This is a genomic window from Halalkalibacter oceani (assembly GCF_023715705.1).
Classification (GTDB): domain Bacteria; phylum Bacillota; class Bacilli; order Bacillales; family Bacillaceae_D; genus Halalkalibacter; species Halalkalibacter oceani_A.
The window spans coordinates 176,473-192,853 of record NZ_JAMBOS010000005.1 but is presented as its reverse complement, the minus strand read 5'-3'; the positions used below and the strand labels follow the sequence as shown (position 1 = coordinate 192,853).

At 41.8% G+C, this 16,381-nt stretch carries 14 protein-coding genes and 1 other RNA gene; all 15 read left to right on the top strand.

The features are described 5' to 3' along the window. Positions 1–132: 132 nt before the first annotated feature. The 15 genes from eno (at position 133) to M3212_RS07330 (ending at position 16,368) form a co-directional block, all read left to right on the top strand. On the top strand, positions 133–1,422 hold the full coding sequence (gene eno, locus M3212_RS07400) for a phosphopyruvate hydratase (protein WP_251193312.1): 1,290 nt from the start codon (positions 133–135) through the stop codon (positions 1,420–1,422). A 178-nt stretch (positions 1,423–1,600) separates the two neighbouring features. Continuing rightward, positions 1,601–1,831 (top strand): preprotein translocase subunit SecG, encoded by a 231-nt coding sequence (secG, locus tag M3212_RS07395; protein WP_251193311.1) that lies wholly within the window; start codon positions 1,601–1,603, stop codon positions 1,829–1,831. A gap of 226 nt (positions 1,832–2,057) precedes the next feature. Beyond that, positions 2,058–2,774 (top strand): alpha/beta hydrolase, encoded by a 717-nt coding sequence (locus M3212_RS07390; RefSeq protein ID WP_251193310.1) that lies wholly within the window; start codon positions 2,058–2,060, stop codon positions 2,772–2,774. After that, positions 2,755–3,501, top strand: coding sequence for an alpha/beta hydrolase (locus tag M3212_RS07385; RefSeq protein WP_251193391.1), 747 nt, complete (start codon positions 2,755–2,757; stop codon positions 3,499–3,501). The genes M3212_RS07390 and M3212_RS07385 overlap by 20 nt, the downstream gene beginning before the upstream one ends. A gap of 47 nt (positions 3,502–3,548) precedes the next feature. Further along, the gene (rnr, locus tag M3212_RS07380) at positions 3,549–5,858 is read left to right on the top strand and encodes a ribonuclease R (protein WP_251193309.1); all 2,310 of its coding nucleotides are present in this window, start codon (positions 3,549–3,551) and stop codon (positions 5,856–5,858) included. Positions 5,859–5,926: 68 nt separating this feature from the next. After that, positions 5,927–6,397: an SsrA-binding protein SmpB gene (gene smpB, locus M3212_RS07375; protein WP_251193308.1), complete on the top strand. Its 471-nt coding sequence runs from the start codon at positions 5,927–5,929 to the stop codon at positions 6,395–6,397. 122 nt (positions 6,398–6,519) lie between these two features. After that, positions 6,520–6,879, top strand: a transfer-messenger RNA (tmRNA) gene (gene ssrA / locus M3212_RS07370). Positions 6,880–7,057: 178 nt separating this feature from the next. Continuing rightward, a complete protein-coding gene (locus M3212_RS07365) occupies positions 7,058–7,762 on the top strand; it encodes a FadR/GntR family transcriptional regulator (RefSeq protein WP_251193307.1) in 705 nt (234 codons plus the stop codon). A gap of 320 nt (positions 7,763–8,082) precedes the next feature. Next, entirely contained in the window at positions 8,083–8,817 is a 735-nt protein-coding gene (locus M3212_RS07360) for an aspartate/glutamate racemase family protein (RefSeq protein ID WP_251193306.1), read from the top strand. A gap of 35 nt (positions 8,818–8,852) precedes the next feature. Next, entirely contained in the window at positions 8,853–9,872 is a 1,020-nt protein-coding gene (locus tag M3212_RS07355) for a sugar ABC transporter substrate-binding protein (RefSeq protein ID WP_251193305.1), read from the top strand. A 61-nt stretch (positions 9,873–9,933) separates the two neighbouring features. Then, positions 9,934–11,445, top strand: a complete 1,512-nt coding sequence (locus M3212_RS07350) for a sugar ABC transporter ATP-binding protein (protein ID WP_251193304.1) — start codon at positions 9,934–9,936, stop codon at positions 11,443–11,445. Positions 11,446–11,473: 28 nt separating this feature from the next. Next, positions 11,474–12,445: an ABC transporter permease gene (locus tag M3212_RS07345; protein WP_251193303.1), complete on the top strand. Its 972-nt coding sequence runs from the start codon at positions 11,474–11,476 to the stop codon at positions 12,443–12,445. A gap of 23 nt (positions 12,446–12,468) precedes the next feature. Beyond that, positions 12,469–13,833 carry a dihydroorotase gene (locus M3212_RS07340; RefSeq protein ID WP_251193302.1) on the top strand — a complete coding sequence of 455 codons (1,365 nt, stop codon included), beginning with the start codon at positions 12,469–12,471 and terminating at the stop codon, positions 13,831–13,833. Positions 13,834–13,845: 12 nt separating this feature from the next. After that, positions 13,846–15,099: a Zn-dependent hydrolase gene (locus M3212_RS07335; protein ID WP_251193301.1), complete on the top strand. Its 1,254-nt coding sequence runs from the start codon at positions 13,846–13,848 to the stop codon at positions 15,097–15,099. Positions 15,100–15,174: 75 nt separating this feature from the next. Beyond that, positions 15,175–16,368 carry a pyridoxal phosphate-dependent aminotransferase gene (locus M3212_RS07330; RefSeq protein WP_251193300.1) on the top strand — a complete coding sequence of 398 codons (1,194 nt, stop codon included), beginning with the start codon at positions 15,175–15,177 and terminating at the stop codon, positions 16,366–16,368. The last annotated feature ends 13 nt before the right edge of the window (positions 16,369–16,381 follow it).

Below are 16,381 nucleotides of genomic sequence, written 5' to 3'. Positions count from 1 at the left end.
AAAGCGGTGAACAGCGTCACTCCGGGTTTCAGGTAAGAGAGGAGACCGGGGCTCTCTTCTTAAGCAAGTAGTGAACGCAGGCCATCGTCAATTTGAAACAGCCCCATATTTTACTAAAGGAGTGAATGTAAAATGACAATGATTACAGATGTATATGCTCGTGAAGTTCTGGATTCGCGCGGAAATCCTACAGTAGAGGTGGAAGTTTATTTAGAGTCAGGCGCAATGGGTCGCGCACTTGTGCCAAGCGGTGCGTCAACTGGTGAATACGAAGCGGTTGAACTGCGTGACGGCGGCGAGCGTTATATGGGCAAGGGTGTCCTTCAGGCGGTTGACAATGTCAATGAAATCATCGCTCCTGAGCTGATCGGCTTTGACGCGCTTGATCAGCTTGGGATCGACCAGATGATGATCGAGCTTGATGGAACGGATAATAAAGGCAAGCTTGGAGCGAACGCGATCCTTGGTGTATCCATGGCTGTCGCTCATGCTGCCGCTGATGCGCTCGGGCTGCCATTGTACGTCTATTTAGGCGGATTCAATGCGAAGCAGCTTCCAGTACCAATGATGAACATCATCAATGGCGGGGAGCATGCCGATAACAATGTCGATATTCAGGAATTCATGGTGATGCCGGTAGGTGCGGCAAATTTCCGTGAGGCACTACGGATGGGAGCAGAAATCTTTCATAACCTGAAGGCTGTACTGAAGAGCAAAGGCTATAACACGGCAGTCGGCGATGAAGGCGGTTTTGCGCCGAACCTCTCATCAAATGAGGAAGCCCTGTCAACGATTATTGAAGCAATCGAAAAAGCAGGCTATAAGCCGGGTGAAGAAGTCAAGCTGGCGATGGATGTCGCGTCTTCTGAGCTGTTTAATAAAGAAGATGGAAAATACCACCTGGCTGGCGAAGGAAAGGTGCTTTCTTCTGAGGAAATGGTCTCGTTCTATGAAGAGCTTGTCGCGAAATATCCGATCATTTCAATTGAAGACGGATTGGATGAGAACGACTGGGAAGGTCATAAGCTGCTGACAGACCGCCTAGGCAAAAAAGTTCAGCTCGTCGGTGACGATTTGTTTGTCACAAATACGGCGAAGCTTTCAGAAGGAATTGAAAAAGGAGTCGGCAACTCGATCCTCATTAAGGTGAACCAGATCGGAACGCTAACAGAGACCTTTGAAGCGATTGAAATGGCGAAGCGTGCCGGCTACACGGCTGTTATCTCTCACCGTTCCGGTGAAACCGAAGATGCGACGATTGCGGATATCGCCGTCGCGACAAACGCCGGTCAAATTAAGACGGGCGCCCCATCACGGACAGACCGTGTTGCGAAGTACAATCAGCTGCTCCGCATTGAGGACGAGCTTGCCAACGTGGCAACCTATGGCGGCATCAACGCGTTTTATAACTTGAAAAAATAATCGTCGACTAGACTCGGCAAGCAAGGTGAGGAAAGCGGGCTTGGTATTGAGATTCGACCTGCTGCTCTGGGGGTGTGACGAAAGGAAAAAATAATCCTTTTGTCGCACCCTCTTGCTCTTTTATTCCTGCCTGTGGTACATTAATAGAAGCGTAAACTGGGCTTGGAGGTGTTCGACTATGCAAATGGTGGCAACCATTTTACTCGTTATCGTATCAATTAGCTTAATTGCAGTCGTTCTGTTGCAATCTGGAAGAAGTGCAGGTCTTTCCGGCGCGATCTCAGGTGGGGCTGAACAGTTAATTGGAAAACAAAAAGCACGCGGCATTGATGCCGTTTTAAGTAAAGCGACAGTTGTATTAGCTGTGTTATTCTTCTTACTGACGATTACCGTTGCTTACTTTATGTAATTGAGACGACAGGATGTTTCAAAGGGGGGTTCGTTCACTTTGAAGCATCTTTTTTGTTTGTCTGAGAGGGCCGGCACATAACTGCCAGCAGCGGTGGTCCCTTTTTTCAATTGGCCGGGTTTTTCATGTCGCATGGCGCTATTGCGCCGAAGACGAAAAACGATTGTTTATCTCGGGATTAGGGTACAATAAAAGAAATAAGGTCGCGTAGAAAAAGGTGAGAGGGATGATCGGTTGTCTTTGTCTGCATGGCTTTACCGGGGAACCATGGGAAGTTGAGCCTGTGGCGGAATATTTTCTCGAACAGAAAAAATGGCTCGTCTATACACCAACCTTGCCGGGACACGGGCCGAATGGCAACTTAAAGGATGTCACCTATAAAGAATGGGTGTATGTAGCGGAGGTCGCGGTCGAGGAATTGCTCAGCCGCTGTGAAAAAGTCTTTGTGATCGGCTTTTCGATGGGAGGGATACTCGCCTGCTATATTGCGGCCAAGTATCCAATCAATAAGCTTGTGCTGCTGAGCGCGGCAGCTTATTACATTAACCCGCTACAGCTGCTGCACGAGCTGAAGGATGTCGTCCGTCTGAGCTTGCGCGGCGAGCTCGAGGAGGATGAGCATTATCAGCTTTATCGAAAAAAGATTATCGATACGCCGATGACGGCGGTTTTTCAATTTATGCAGGCTGTCAAGAGCATCCGCCCGCATATTAGCCGTGTTCAAGTACCGACATTGATCATTCAGGGAGGCCTGGATGAAGTCGTGCCGCAAAAAAGCGCGACATTTTTGTATGATACGATCCAATCAAACGAGAAAGAAATCCAATTCCTTCCGGAAGCAAGGCATATGATTTGCCATGGTTTTGAACAGAAACAACTAATAAAGAATATCGAAGTATTTTTGTGTGGAGAGGAAGATGAAGATGAAAGTGGTTGCTCCTAAGCCATTTACATTTGAAGGAGGAAAAAGAGCCGTTCTGCTCTTGCACGGTTTTACCGGAACGACGGCAGATGTCAGAATGCTCGGAAGGTATTTACAGAAAGAAGGCTACACATGTCACGCTCCTTTATATGACGGACACGGGGTGCCGCCGGAGCAGCTCGTGCGCACCGGACCTGAAGACTGGTGGGAAAATGTTAAAGTCGGCTACCAGCATTTAAAAGAGCTCGGTCATGATGAAATTGCCGTGGTCGGTCTCTCGCTTGGAGGGGTATTCTCCTTAAAAATCGGTTACACTTTTCCTATAAAGGGTATTGTCCCAATGTGTGCGCCAATGAGGCCGAAAACAGAGGATGCTTTATACAAGGGTGTCCTGGCTTATGCCCGGGAATACAAAAAGCGTGAGCAAAAGCCGGAAGAACAAGTTAATGCTGAAATGGATGCCTTTAAGGAAACACCGATGGATACGCTGCTTGGACTTCAGGATCTTATTGCTGAGGTCAGGGAGCATCTTGATCATATTTATTCCCCGGTGTTCGTCGTTCAGGCCCGGCATGATCAGATGATTGACGTGGACAGTGCGGAAATGATTTATGAGGGCGTCGAGACCGACGAGAAGACTTTAAAGTGGTATGAGAATTCAACCCATGTGATTACGTTAGATAAAGAAAAAGAACAGCTTCATAAGGACGTGTATCATTTCTTAGAAGAACTTGATTGGACAGTCTAATGTGTGATGCGGGCCTGAGCTGTTCGAATACGAAAGGAGTTTTACTTATGAATGAAGCCAAAATCCAGCAATTATTAACATACTTTCGCGAGACAGCAGAAAAGCCGCTAGCAACAAGTGAAATCGAGGAAGCTTTTGGCGTGACCGGAAGTGACGAATTTAAAGAGCTGATCAAAGCGCTCAACGAAATGGAGAGCCGCGGATTGATCGTCCGCACCCGTAGCAACCGTTACGGTGTCCCGGAGAAGATGAACCTGATCCGCGGCCGGGTACAGGGCAATGCAAAAGGGTTTGCTTTTGTTATCCCGGAAGAAGAGGGCCAGGATGATGTTTATGTTGGCCATCCGGACCTTGGCAGCGCGATGAACGGGGATACGGTGCTCGTCCGCTTAAATCAGCGCTCCTCCGGGCAGCGTCCGGAAGGAAAGGTGATCCGCATTCTTGAGCGCGGAACGACCGAGGTCGTCGGAACCTATCTTGACCAGGGAAAGTATGGATTTGTCGCCGCTGATGATAAGCGGATTGCCAACGATCTCTTCATCCCGCAGGGGAGTGAGAAAGGAGCGGTTGACGGTCATAAAGTCGTCGTCAAAATTACAAAGTACCCTGAAGGGCGCATGAGCGCAGAAGGGGAAGTGATAAAAATTCTCGGGCATAAAAACGACCCGGGGATGGATATTTTATCGATCATCTATAAGCATGGCATTCAGGTCGAGTTTCCGGATGAGGTGATCCGGCAGGCAAACGAGGTTCCGGATGAAATTGATCCGGCTGACTTCAATGGACGCCGCGATCTGCGTGAGGAAACGATCGTGACAATTGACGGGGCCGACGCGAAGGATCTCGATGATGCCGTTCACGTCAAACGGCTTGAAAACGGCAACTACCTTCTTGGCGTTCATATCGCCGATGTCAGCCATTATATTAAAGAAGGCTCACCGATTGATCAGGAAGCGGCCGACCGGGCGACGAGCGTTTATTTAGTTGACCGGGTGATTCCGATGATTCCGCACCGCCTGTCAAACGGAATCTGCAGCTTGAATCCCCAGGTCGACCGCTTAACGCTCTCCTGCCACATGGAAATTGACGCGGCGGGGAAAGTCGTCAGCCATGAAATTTTTCCAAGCGTCATTAAAACGACGGAGCGGATGACGTACGCCGATGTGAATAAGATTCTCGTCGAGAAAGACGAAGAAACGCGCGCACGCTATGAAGCGCTCGTGCCATTTTTTGAAGAAATGGAAACGCTCGCCGAAATTTTACGGACAAAGCGGTTTGAGCGTGGGGCGATCGATTTTGATTTTAAAGAGGCGAAAGTGCTTGTCAATGAAGAAGGTAAACCGACCGATGTCGTGTTACGTGAGCGTTCCGTTGCCGAGAAGCTGATTGAGGAATTTATGCTTGCTGCCAATGAAACGGTCGCCGAGCATTTCCACTGGCTGAAGCTGCCGTTCGTTTACCGGATTCACGAGGATCCAAAAGCGGAAAAGCTGAACAAGTTTTTGGAGTTTATCACGAACTTCGGCTATGTCGTTCGCGGCAACGCCAACACCGTTCACCCGCGCGCCCTGCAGCAGCTGCTCGATGAAATCCGCGGCGAGCCAGAGGAAACGGTCATTAGCACCGTCATGCTCCGCTCGATGCAGCAGGCGAAATATGACACAAACAGTCTCGGTCACTTTGGGTTATCAACCGACTTCTATACGCATTTTACATCACCGATCCGCCGTTACCCTGATTTGCTCGTGCACCGCTTAATCCGTACGTATTTGATCAACGGAAAGACCGACCAGCAAACGCAGGAGCATATGAATGATATTCTGCCTGATTTGACAAGGCATGCTTCGGAACGGGAGCGACGGGCGGTTGATGCGGAGCGTGATACCGACAGCGTGAAAAAAGCGCAGTACATGGAGGATAAAATCGGCGAAACATTTGTCGGCATGATCAGCGGAGTGACGAACTTCGGGATGTTCGTCGAGCTTCCGAATACGATTGAGGGCCTCGTTCACGTCAGCTATTTGACCGATGATTACTACCGCTACGATGAAAAGCATTATGCGATGATCGGCGAACGGACAGGGCAGGTGTTCCGCATCGGCGATGAAATTGAAGTTCGGGTCGTCAGCGTCAATATCGACGAAGCCTCTGTCGACTTTGAAATTGTCGGCATGAAGCCGCGCAAGCCACGTGAAAAGAAAGAGCGGCCGAAGGTGATCGTCGGCGGACAGCGGAAGCAGCGCGGTCCAAACGGAGCGCAAACGGAACAAACAGGACGGAAAAAGAAAAAGAAGAAGGCCTTTTATGAAAATGCGCCGAGCGCCAAACGAAAAAAGGGCAAAAAGCGCCGCAAATAGGAAATTGACGCCTAACTTTCCAATTTGCTATGATGAAGTAACGACTTGAGGCAAAAGGGTGTAGGAGAATGGCAAAGAAAAAAGAAGGTCATGTAATCGCACAAAACAAAAAAGCAGGTCATGATTATTTTATCGAAGAAACATATGAAGCAGGGATTGTCTTAAAGGGGACGGAGATAAAATCGATGCGGGCCGGACGGATGAACCTGAAGGATTCCTTCGCCCGCATCTCCAACGGAGAAGCGTTTCTTCATAACGCGCACATAAGCGAATATGAGCAGGGCAACCGCTACAATCACGATCCGGTGCGGGCCCGCAAGCTGCTGCTTCACAAGAAACAAATCAATGAGCTGATCGGTAAGACGCAGCAAAAAGGCTATTCAATTGTTCCGTTGAAGGTCTATTTGAAAAACGGCTTTGCCAAAGTGCTGATCGGTCTGGCCAAAGGGAAGAAAAATTACGATAAGCGTGAAACGCTGAAACGTCAGGATGCGAAGCGCGATATCGACCGCGCTCTGCGCGAACGGCAAAAAGGATAAACCTGACAGTTGCAACCTGGTGACGATATGGTATAATAATAAGTCCAGAGCAATGATGTTCTGGACATACCTTCAATTAAATAGTGATGCTAAGCTCACTATTCCTGAGGTTCTCTGATCATGGGGACGTTTAGGATTCGACAGGGATAGGTCGTGCTTACGTTGCGAGTCGAGGGGGTCGGCCTCGTTAAAACGCCAAAGCCTATAATTGGCAAAGAAAACAACAACTTCGCAGTAGCTGCCTAATAGCACTCTGCGGTTCCACCCTCCATCGCCCATGTGGTAGGATCTGGGACTCACTCTAAGTGGGCTACGCCGGTTGCCCCCCGTCTGAGGGCGAAGGAAGAGAACAATCAGACTAGCCACGCTGAAGCCTGTTGTTGGGCTGACACGTTGGCGAACTGCTAATACAGCAACTACACTCGTAGAAGCGTAAGTGTCGTTATTTCTGGACGTGGGTTCGATTCCCACCGTCTCCACCAATACATAGTTGGTGGTTTTTTTATTTATATAATTGAACAGAAAATTTTGATAATTTTTAATTTTTGTATTGATCTTTTATGCAAAATGTTATATTTTATTTTTAAGCAATTATTGGTGAATGTTTCCTTAATTTAGTTAAATACTATATATGTCAGACAATCGGATGGTGTGATTAAAATGATCGTAGAAATAAAAACATCTACTGCTGCTCAAGAAGTTACAAAGCAAATATTAAGATTAATTAAAGAGGGAAAGTTGAAAAAAGGGGATAAACTACCGAATGAAATGGAACTAATGAAAAAGTTAAATGTTGGTCGTTCTACTGTAAGGGAGGCCAAACAAATATTAATTACTAGGAATTTTTTAGAGGTTTCTCCAGGACGAGGAACTTACATTAAAGAAATAGATTTTGATAGTATATTGGATGAGGATGTATTAGAGGCTTTGTTTCAAGATAATAATGTTCTGTCTTCTGTATATGAAACACGTGATATTTTAGAAACTGAAACTGCTATACGGGCAGCAAAGAGAGCAACTGAAAAAGATTTGAATAATATTTATAATTCATTAAAAATGATGAAAAATGCTAAAGATAAAGAGGAGTTATTTCATAGGGGACAAACGTTCCATATGTCCATCGCTAAAGCTTCACAAAACCCCGTTTTAATACGGTTCTACTATATTATTTTAAAATTATTACAGAACAATCAACTTCCAAACTATAAGGTTAACATAGCGAAAGAAATAGAAATTCACGAAAATATCTTTGAAGCAATAAAATCAAAGGATATTTCTAAAACTAAAGAAGCTATAAGAAATCACTTTGATTATGTTATAGAGAATTCTAATGATATAAATCTGGATTTTGAAGAGGATAACTAAAAAGGGGTAACCAATCTTAAATAGTAATATAAAAAATAACCGAAGTTAAAAGCAATGAAATATTTGCAGTAATTATTTGTCAGACAACATGACAATATATATCGAAGCATTAACTTAATTTATTTTAAATTATAAAAGGAGGTGTATTTTGACCCCATTAATTATTTGGAGTTAAATGACAATTGTTAGTTCCTAAAATTACAGAGAATGGTTGTAGGGAGTTGAATTTTGTTTTGAACATTTGTCAGACAACATGACAATAATTTTAAAAAGGTTAAGCAAAGTACAATTACATTAAAAAGGAAATGAGAGAAAAGTCTATGAGAATAAAAATTATTAATCCGAATACTACTGTCTCAATGACAAAAGCTATTGAACAGGCGGGGAAAAAATTTGCTCGTGCTCGTACTGAAGTTTTCGCAGTTAACCCATCTATTGGTCCTGAAAGCATCGAATCATTTTATGATGAATATCTGTCAATTCCTGGTTTACTTGAAGAAATTATTATAGGAGATAAAGATGAAGGTGTAGATGCATTTATCATCGCCTGTTTCGGTGACCCTGGTCTTTTGGCGGCACGTGAAGTTACTAAGAAACCAGTACTAGGAATAGCAGAAGCTGCTATTACAACAGCAAGGCTAATAGCACCTAATTTCTCTATAGTGATTCCACTACATCGTTCTAGAAGGCTATCTGAAGAGGTTGTTCAAATGCATGGTGCTAAAGATCGTTGTATATCCATACGTACTACGGATTTAACAGTACTTGATTTTGATAAAAACCTAGAAAAAGGACTCAATGTCTTAGAAGAGGAGTGTAAAAGAGCAGTAGAAGAGGATGGCGCTGAATGTGTATTACTCGGTTGTGCTGGATTTGTGACATTTGTAGAAGAGTTACAACAAAAATTGGGAGTTCCAGTTTTTGATGGTGTAAGTCCGGCTGTAAAGCTAGCCGAAGGTTTGGTTGATATGGGAGTTGAAACAAGCAAAGCACTTACATGGAGTCCGCCAGAGAAAAAGGTAATTACCGGTTTTTCTGAAATACTACAACCATAAAACTAATTAAAAAAATAGAATAGGAAGGTAAAATTATGCTCAATAAATTCCGAATATTTATAATATTTTCAATGTTCATTTGCGTTATAACTATAATTTCTGGTTGTTCCGAGCAATCACCAGTAGAGGTAGCGGAGAATGATAAAGAACAACCCCAGGAACGCACTCATGAAACATCAGAACCAACGAATACAGTTGAGCAGGGTGAAAAACTTAGAATCGGTGTGAGTATTAATGCAATAGCAAATATTCATAACCGTCACATGTTTGAATATGCAGAACAGGCGATTAAAGAAGCTGGTCACGAAGCTGTTATGGTTAATGCAAATGGCCACGCAGTCCAACAGGTTACAGATATTGAAAATCTGATTCAACAGGGTGTTGATGTAATTGTTATTCAAAATGGAGATACAGATGCTCTCTTTAATGTTGTTCAAGAAGCAAGTAGTCAAGGAATACCGGTTATTAGTCAAGAGTCCGGATGGATCCCAGGGTCATCAGCTATGTTTGCGATGAATGATTTTGAAGTTGCATCTTCTTTATATATGATGCTAGCCGCGGAAATGGGATATGAAGGCGAAATAATAACAATTAATCACAACGATCATCCGGCCATTCGTGCAAGAAGAAATGTTCAAGAAGCATTCTTGAAAGAATATACAAATATCCAAAATGTGAACACAGTCACTTCTGGTTTTCCCGGGACTGTAGAAATTGCATATAGAGGTGTGGAAAATGCCTTAGCGGCAAATCCAGACGTAAAAGCGATATGGGCAACCTTTGACCTAGAAGCAATTGGAGCAGCACAAGCAGTTATGGCTGCGGGCAGGGACGACATTCTTATTGTCGGGGTCGATGGTGAACAGGAAGCATTAGAATTGATCAAAAATGGAGGTCCGATTATCGCAACAGTAGTAGGTGATTTGAAATCTACTGCTCAAAATGTGTTAGAAGTAGCTGAGGGCTTAGCATATGGGGAAGAGGTTAATCGTTTCTGGGGCATTCCATATGAAATTGTAACTAAAGAAAATGTTGATAAATTCTTAGAAGAGTAGTTTTTAGATGCTGCTTTTAGAGAAAAACCTAAAAGCAGCTCATTAAGGAGTTGATAAAGATATGTCCTTACCTGAGACAGTGGAAAACATTATCGAAATGCAGAATGTAAGCAAGCGATTTGGTGGTATAAAAGCTCTAAGTGATGTTAGTTTTTCTGTAAAAAAAGGGACTGTCCATGCTCTATTAGGAGAAAATGGAGCTGGAAAATCGACGTTAATGAAAATTCTGAGTGGTGTCTATAGTAAAGATGAAGGGAAGATCCTATTAAATGGGAAGGAAATAAATATCCAGGATTACGCACACTCTAAATCCTTAGGTATTGCCTTAGTTCCTCAGGAATTAAGTTTAGTGCCTTATTTTAACGTTGCAGAAAATATTTTTTTAGGAAGAGAGCCCAAGCGAAAAGGGACGTTGCTTGTAGACTGGAAAAAGCTTTATAAAGACACAGAAGAGCTCTTAGAAAGACTACAAATAAACCTAAATCCGCGAACACAAGTAGATAAACTAAGTGTCTCTGACCAGCAAATGACAGTGATTGCAAAGGTACTAGCTCTTGATACAAAAGTGATTATTATGGATGAGCCAACTGCAAGGTTGGGACATAGCGAAGTAGATCATCTACTAGAATACATCGTTAACCTTAAGAAAAGGGGAATTTCCATTATCTATATTTCTCATCACTTGGAAGAGATTATGAAAATTTGTGATGAAGTTACGGTTTTACGTGATGGGAAAAGTGTTACTACTGAAAAGGTTAGCGGTGTAACAATCGATGACTTAATTAAACTGATGGTGAATCGGGAGTTTACTACCACCTTAGAAAAAATAAATAGGGATAATTCTGAAATAGGAAAAGAAGTTTTGAGAGTTGAGAATTTATCACGTAAGAATGTGATCAGTGATATTAATTTCAGTGTGAGGCAGGGTGAAATACTAGGTATATCTGGACTAGTTGGAGCTGGGAGGACAGAGACAATTCGAACGCTTTTAGGAATTGATAAAAAGAGTTCTGGAAAGGTTTATTTAGAAGGAAAAGAAATTAATTTACAAAGTATGGGAGATGCTGTAAAAGCTGGATTAGTTTTAGTTCCAGAGGAAAGGCGAAACCAAGGTGTTGTACTAGATCTATCAATTCGTGCGAATATAAGTCTCGGTACTTTAGGTGATTACTGTAAATTTGGTCTTATAAATCAAAGAAAAGAAAAGCAGGTTGTCTCAAGCTTAGTCAAAAAACTCGGTGTGAAGTCAGGAAGTATCGAGCAAACGGTTTCCAGTTTGAGTGGGGGAAATCAGCAAAAGGTTGTTTTGTCAAAATGGATGAGTAAATCGGTAAAAGTATTCTTTCTAGATGAACCGACAAGAGGGATTGATATCGGAGCAAAAGCAGAAATTTATAATCTGATTAATGATCTGGCCAAGCAAGGTGTAGCGATTGTAATGGTATCTTCTGAGATTCCAGAACTTCAAGCAATCTGTGATCGGGTTTTGGTTATGAAGGAGGGAAGAATTACGGCAGATCTTAACCATAATGAGCTAGATGCAGAAAAACTACTTTCGTACGCAATAAATTAAGGAGGTAGTAAGTAAAAGGGAGGTTACTATGAATATAGAAGTACAAAAGAAAAAATCAGAATCACTTAATTTATCAAGCTTTCTTAAAGTATATGGGACATTAATTGGGCTCGGTGTCTTATGTATCATTTTTGCTATTTTAACACCAGCTTTTGCTACGCTTAGTAATGGGCTTGCAGTTTTACGTCAAATTGCAATGTTGTCAATTATGGCAGCCGGACTCACCGTAGTAATGGTAACGAAAAGAATTGACTTATCCATTGGATATGTTTCCAGTGCTTTGGGAGTACTTGTAGCTGCCCTTATGGTTAGTGGAGTACCAATCTGGATGGCTCTTATTATAACTGTAATAGTAGGTGCTGTTATCGGAATGGTTAATGGATTTTTTGTTGCTTATGTAGGGATTCCTGATTTTATTGCTACATTAGCAGTAGGGTTTCTTATATCAGGTCTGAATCAAGCATATACTCATGGACATCCTATTTCAGGGTTACCAAGCGGATTTGGGGTCTTTGGTCAATGGTATTTATTTGGAATTCCGACAGCTATCTTTGTCATGCTTGGATTCTTGATTTTCATTTTTATTTTTCTTTATCATTCGAGGTATGGACGATATATCCATGCTATTGGAGGCAATGAGGAAGCAACAATGCTATCTGGGGTAAGTACAAAGCGAAATTTAATGTTAGCTTTTGTCATCTCAGGTATAGGTTTGGCTGTTACAGCTGTTGTTCTTACGTCTAGATTGGGAGCAGCTCATCCTTTAGCTGGAGACGGATTATTATTAGATGCAATTGCATGTGTTTTTCTTGGATCAACAGCTTTTAAAAATGGGGAACCGAATCTAGCAGGTACCTTCGTTGGCGCACTTATTATTGGAGTTTTAAGTAATGGATTAACTTTATTAAATGTACCTTACTTTTATCAGGATGTGGCGAAAGGTTTAATCATTATTTTAGCTGTCTCTATTACTTCGTATCAACGTATACGTAGAGCATAATTACACTAAAAGGAGAGGGTAATATGTCAATCGATCTTATTTTAACAGGAAACGTCGTAACTCCATTCAATGTTTATGAAAGAACGTCTATTGCAGTCAAAGGTGGAAAAATAGTTTCCATAGGAGATAAATCTTCTATGCCAGCCGCACAAGAAGAAGTGGATGTAAAAGATTTAGTGATTTTGCCAGGGGCAGTTGATACACATACACACTCTTTAGGGACTCCGGAGGAGGGTCATTGGAATTCTACATCTGCTGCAGCTGCTGGAGGAGTAACTACTATAAATGACCATCCCTTAGATATTGGTGGCGCTCCTAGCAGTCCAAGTGATTTACAAAATAAAGCTGAAAAAACGGCGAAAGAAGCTATTGTAGACTTTTCTTTACTTGCAGGAGGATTACCTGAAAAACTTGATGACATTTTAGCTTCTGCTAATGCAGGAATTACCGGTTATAAAATGCTTATGCATAGTACATCTGGTGCACACTTATACGGTATGAGAGCTGTTGACGATGGAGAGCTATACGCAATGTTCAAAAATATTGCTAAGGTCGATCAAGTAGGTATGGTTCATGCCGAAAATGAGTGGATGATTAACTATTTAGTAGATGAGTGGACTAAACAGAATAAAACGTATTTAGCAGCTCATCATGAAACAAGGCCCGAAGTAGCTGAAACTGTTTCTGTGTGTACAGCGATTGAACTTGCACGTGATTTAAATATGAGGTTGCATATTGTTCACGTTAGTGTACCTCGTTCCTTCGATTTAATAGAACGAGCAAGAGCAGAAGGGGTTAAAGTGACAGGGGAAACATGCCCGCATTATTTGCTAGCTAATCACGACTTATGGAAGGAAGTAGGGTCCCATTTCAAAATTAACCCACCTTTAAGAAGCGAAGAAAGCCGTCAAGGATTATGGAAGAAAATCAGAGAGGGCAAAGTTCATATGATTTCTTCAGATCACGCACCGCACCCTGGTATTCAGGAACCAAATGTATTTGACAATCCTTCTGGTAGTCCTGGAATTGAAACAATGCTTCCGCTTGTCTTCCATGAAGGAGTGTATAAAGGAAATATTGATTTACCTAAACTTGCTCAACTTATGTCGTATAATCCAGCCCGCTTAATGGGGCTTTATCCTCAAAAAGGTAGTATAGAAGTTGGTTCAGATGCTGACTTTGCTATCCTAGATCCACAAAAAGAGTGGGTAATTGAAGGTGGAAAATTAAGAGCACAATCGAAATGGTCAATGTTTGAGGGAATGAAGATTACAGGTAAAGTAGTATCTACTTATGTACGGGGTACAAAAGTATTTGAAGATGAGGAAGTTATTGGTCAAAGAGGTTATGGACAATGGGTTAAAAAAGTAAGAAATTATGACTTGTAAGGAGAAGGAATCATGGAAATTAATTCTGATAGATTGTGGAGCCGAATTCAAGCTTTAGGAGAAATCGGAAGGACGAAAGAAGGTGGAGTAACCCGATTTGCTTTCTCCTCTGAAGATCGGAAAGCAACTGATCAAGTCATGGAATGGATGAAGGAAGCAGGTTTACAGATTTATACAGATAGCATAGGTAATATATTCGGACGCAGAAACGGTCTTGAAGAAGGGGCATCTGTGTTAATAGGGTCTCACATTGATTCCGTTGTAAATGGTGGCAAATTTGATGGAGTAGCTGGGGTATTATCAGCATTGGAGGTAATACAAGTACTAGAAGAAAATAATGAGCATACTAAGCTACCGATAGAAATGGTTATTTTTGTTAATGAGGAAGGAAGTAGATTTCCCGGAGGTTTGATGGGGAGTATGGCTTTAGCAGGAAGATTGCCTAAAGATATAGTGGATACATTAAAAGATAGTGAGGGAATCACATTAAGAGAAGCGTTAAATGAATTTGGATTGTCCCCAGATAAAATCAAAGAAGCACATTGTACAAAAGGCAAGTTCGAAGCATTCTTTGAACTTCATATTGAGCAAGGAGTGGTATTGGAGGATCAGAATGTTCCTGTAGGCATTGTTAATGGAATTGCTGGACCGTACCAGCTCGTTGTTGAAATTAGTGGGAGATCTGGTCATGCCGGTGCTATCCCGATGTACCTTAGAAGGGATCCAATGGTTGTAGCAGGAATGGCAATCCAAGAGGTTGAACGTTCCGCGATTGAAGAAGGTGAAACAATCAGGGGAACAGTTGGAAAGATTGAAGCGTTTCCAGGTGGCCATAATATCATCCCGGCAAAGGTAGAATTTACTGTTGATTATCGAGATATTGATCCTGAAAATAGACTACGCGCAGTGAATAGGCTTAAAAATTTTATTGAGAGACAATGTAAAAAAAGGAAACTTCAATATAAAATAATTACGACTCAGGATACCCCACCTACAATATTAGATCAGAGAATTGTAAATTTTATGGAGGAGACTGCTGAGGAAAATAATATTTCTTCATTTACTATGCCTAGTGGTGCAGCTCATGATGCGATGAATATGCATTCTTTATGTCCAACAGGTATGATTTTTGTTAGAAGTCGAGAGGGGTTAAGTCATTGTCCCGAAGAATACTCGAGTAAAGAGGATCTTACAGAAGCGTCAAGTTTATTGCTGCATACGGTAATCCGTACAGCAAATGGAATATTGGAAAAGATAAAATCGTAATTGCTGTCTCATTTACAAAAAAAGACTGATCTCATACATGGAAGTGGACTTATCCTTTGGTGTTTGAATCAACCTATGAAGATGGAAGGTAGTGAGGGATTGAAAAGTTTTGCTACAAGTCGTGAACAAATACCTATTAATAGTATTCGAGAAATTATGAATATCGCAGAGAACATGGAAGATGTAATTGAGTTACAAATTGGGGAGCCATCAGCTCATACTCCAATGTATATAAGAGAAGCAGCTGTGAAGGCCATGGATGAAGGGTTCACTCATTATACTTCAAATGCAGGGTTAGTGTCGGTAAGGGAAGCAATTTCCAGAAAGATGAAGAGAGAGTTTGATGTTAATGTTCCTATAAATAGGATTATTGTTACGGCGGGGGCAGTTTCAGCTCTTAATATTTCCTTACTATCATTAGTAGAAAGTGGTGAAGAAGTTCTTATTCCAGATCCAGGCTATCCAAATTATGAATCACTGATTCGAATACAAGGTTCCGTTCCTGTATTCTACCCAACAAAGCAAGAGAATGATTTTTTACCAACTGTTTCAGATATAGAAAGTGTAATTACGCCAGCTACCAAAGCTATTATCGTTAATTCACCAAGTAATCCAACTGGTGCAGTTTTTTCTGAGAAGAAATGGAAAGATATTTTAGATCTAGCAAAAAAACATGAACTTTATATCATTTCCGATGAAATTTATGATGGCATCATTTATGAAGGAAGTCACATCTCTCCTCTAGCTGTAAATCCAGCTATGGAAGATCAAATTATTAGCATCTTTGGTTTTTCCAAGGTATATGCAATGACTGGATGGAGGTTGGCCTATGCCATTGTGCCTGAAAAGCTATTTTCATTGATGGGAAAATTACAAGAGCCGATAACTACTTGTGCATCTTCAATCTCGCAAAAAGCAGGTGAAGCTGCCCTAAACGGACCTCAGAAATTCGTGGATGAGATGCGAGAAGTGTATAGACAAAGTAGAGATGTAGCCTGTGAATTACTTGCTCTATATAATTTTAACTATGTAAAACCAAAAGGCGCTTTTTATATTCCAATTGATATATCTACTACTAAATTGAATGCGAAAGAATTTACATTACAATTGCTGCATAGTGAAAAAGTTATGGTCGGTTCCTGTGATACGTTTGGCCCTTCAGGGAGTAATATCATTCGTATCTGTTTTGCCGGCGATGTAGAAGAGCTAAAAGAGGGTATAAAAAGAATGGGGCAATTTTATCAAAAGTTGATCAATAAACACGATTAAAAAGTAATCTATT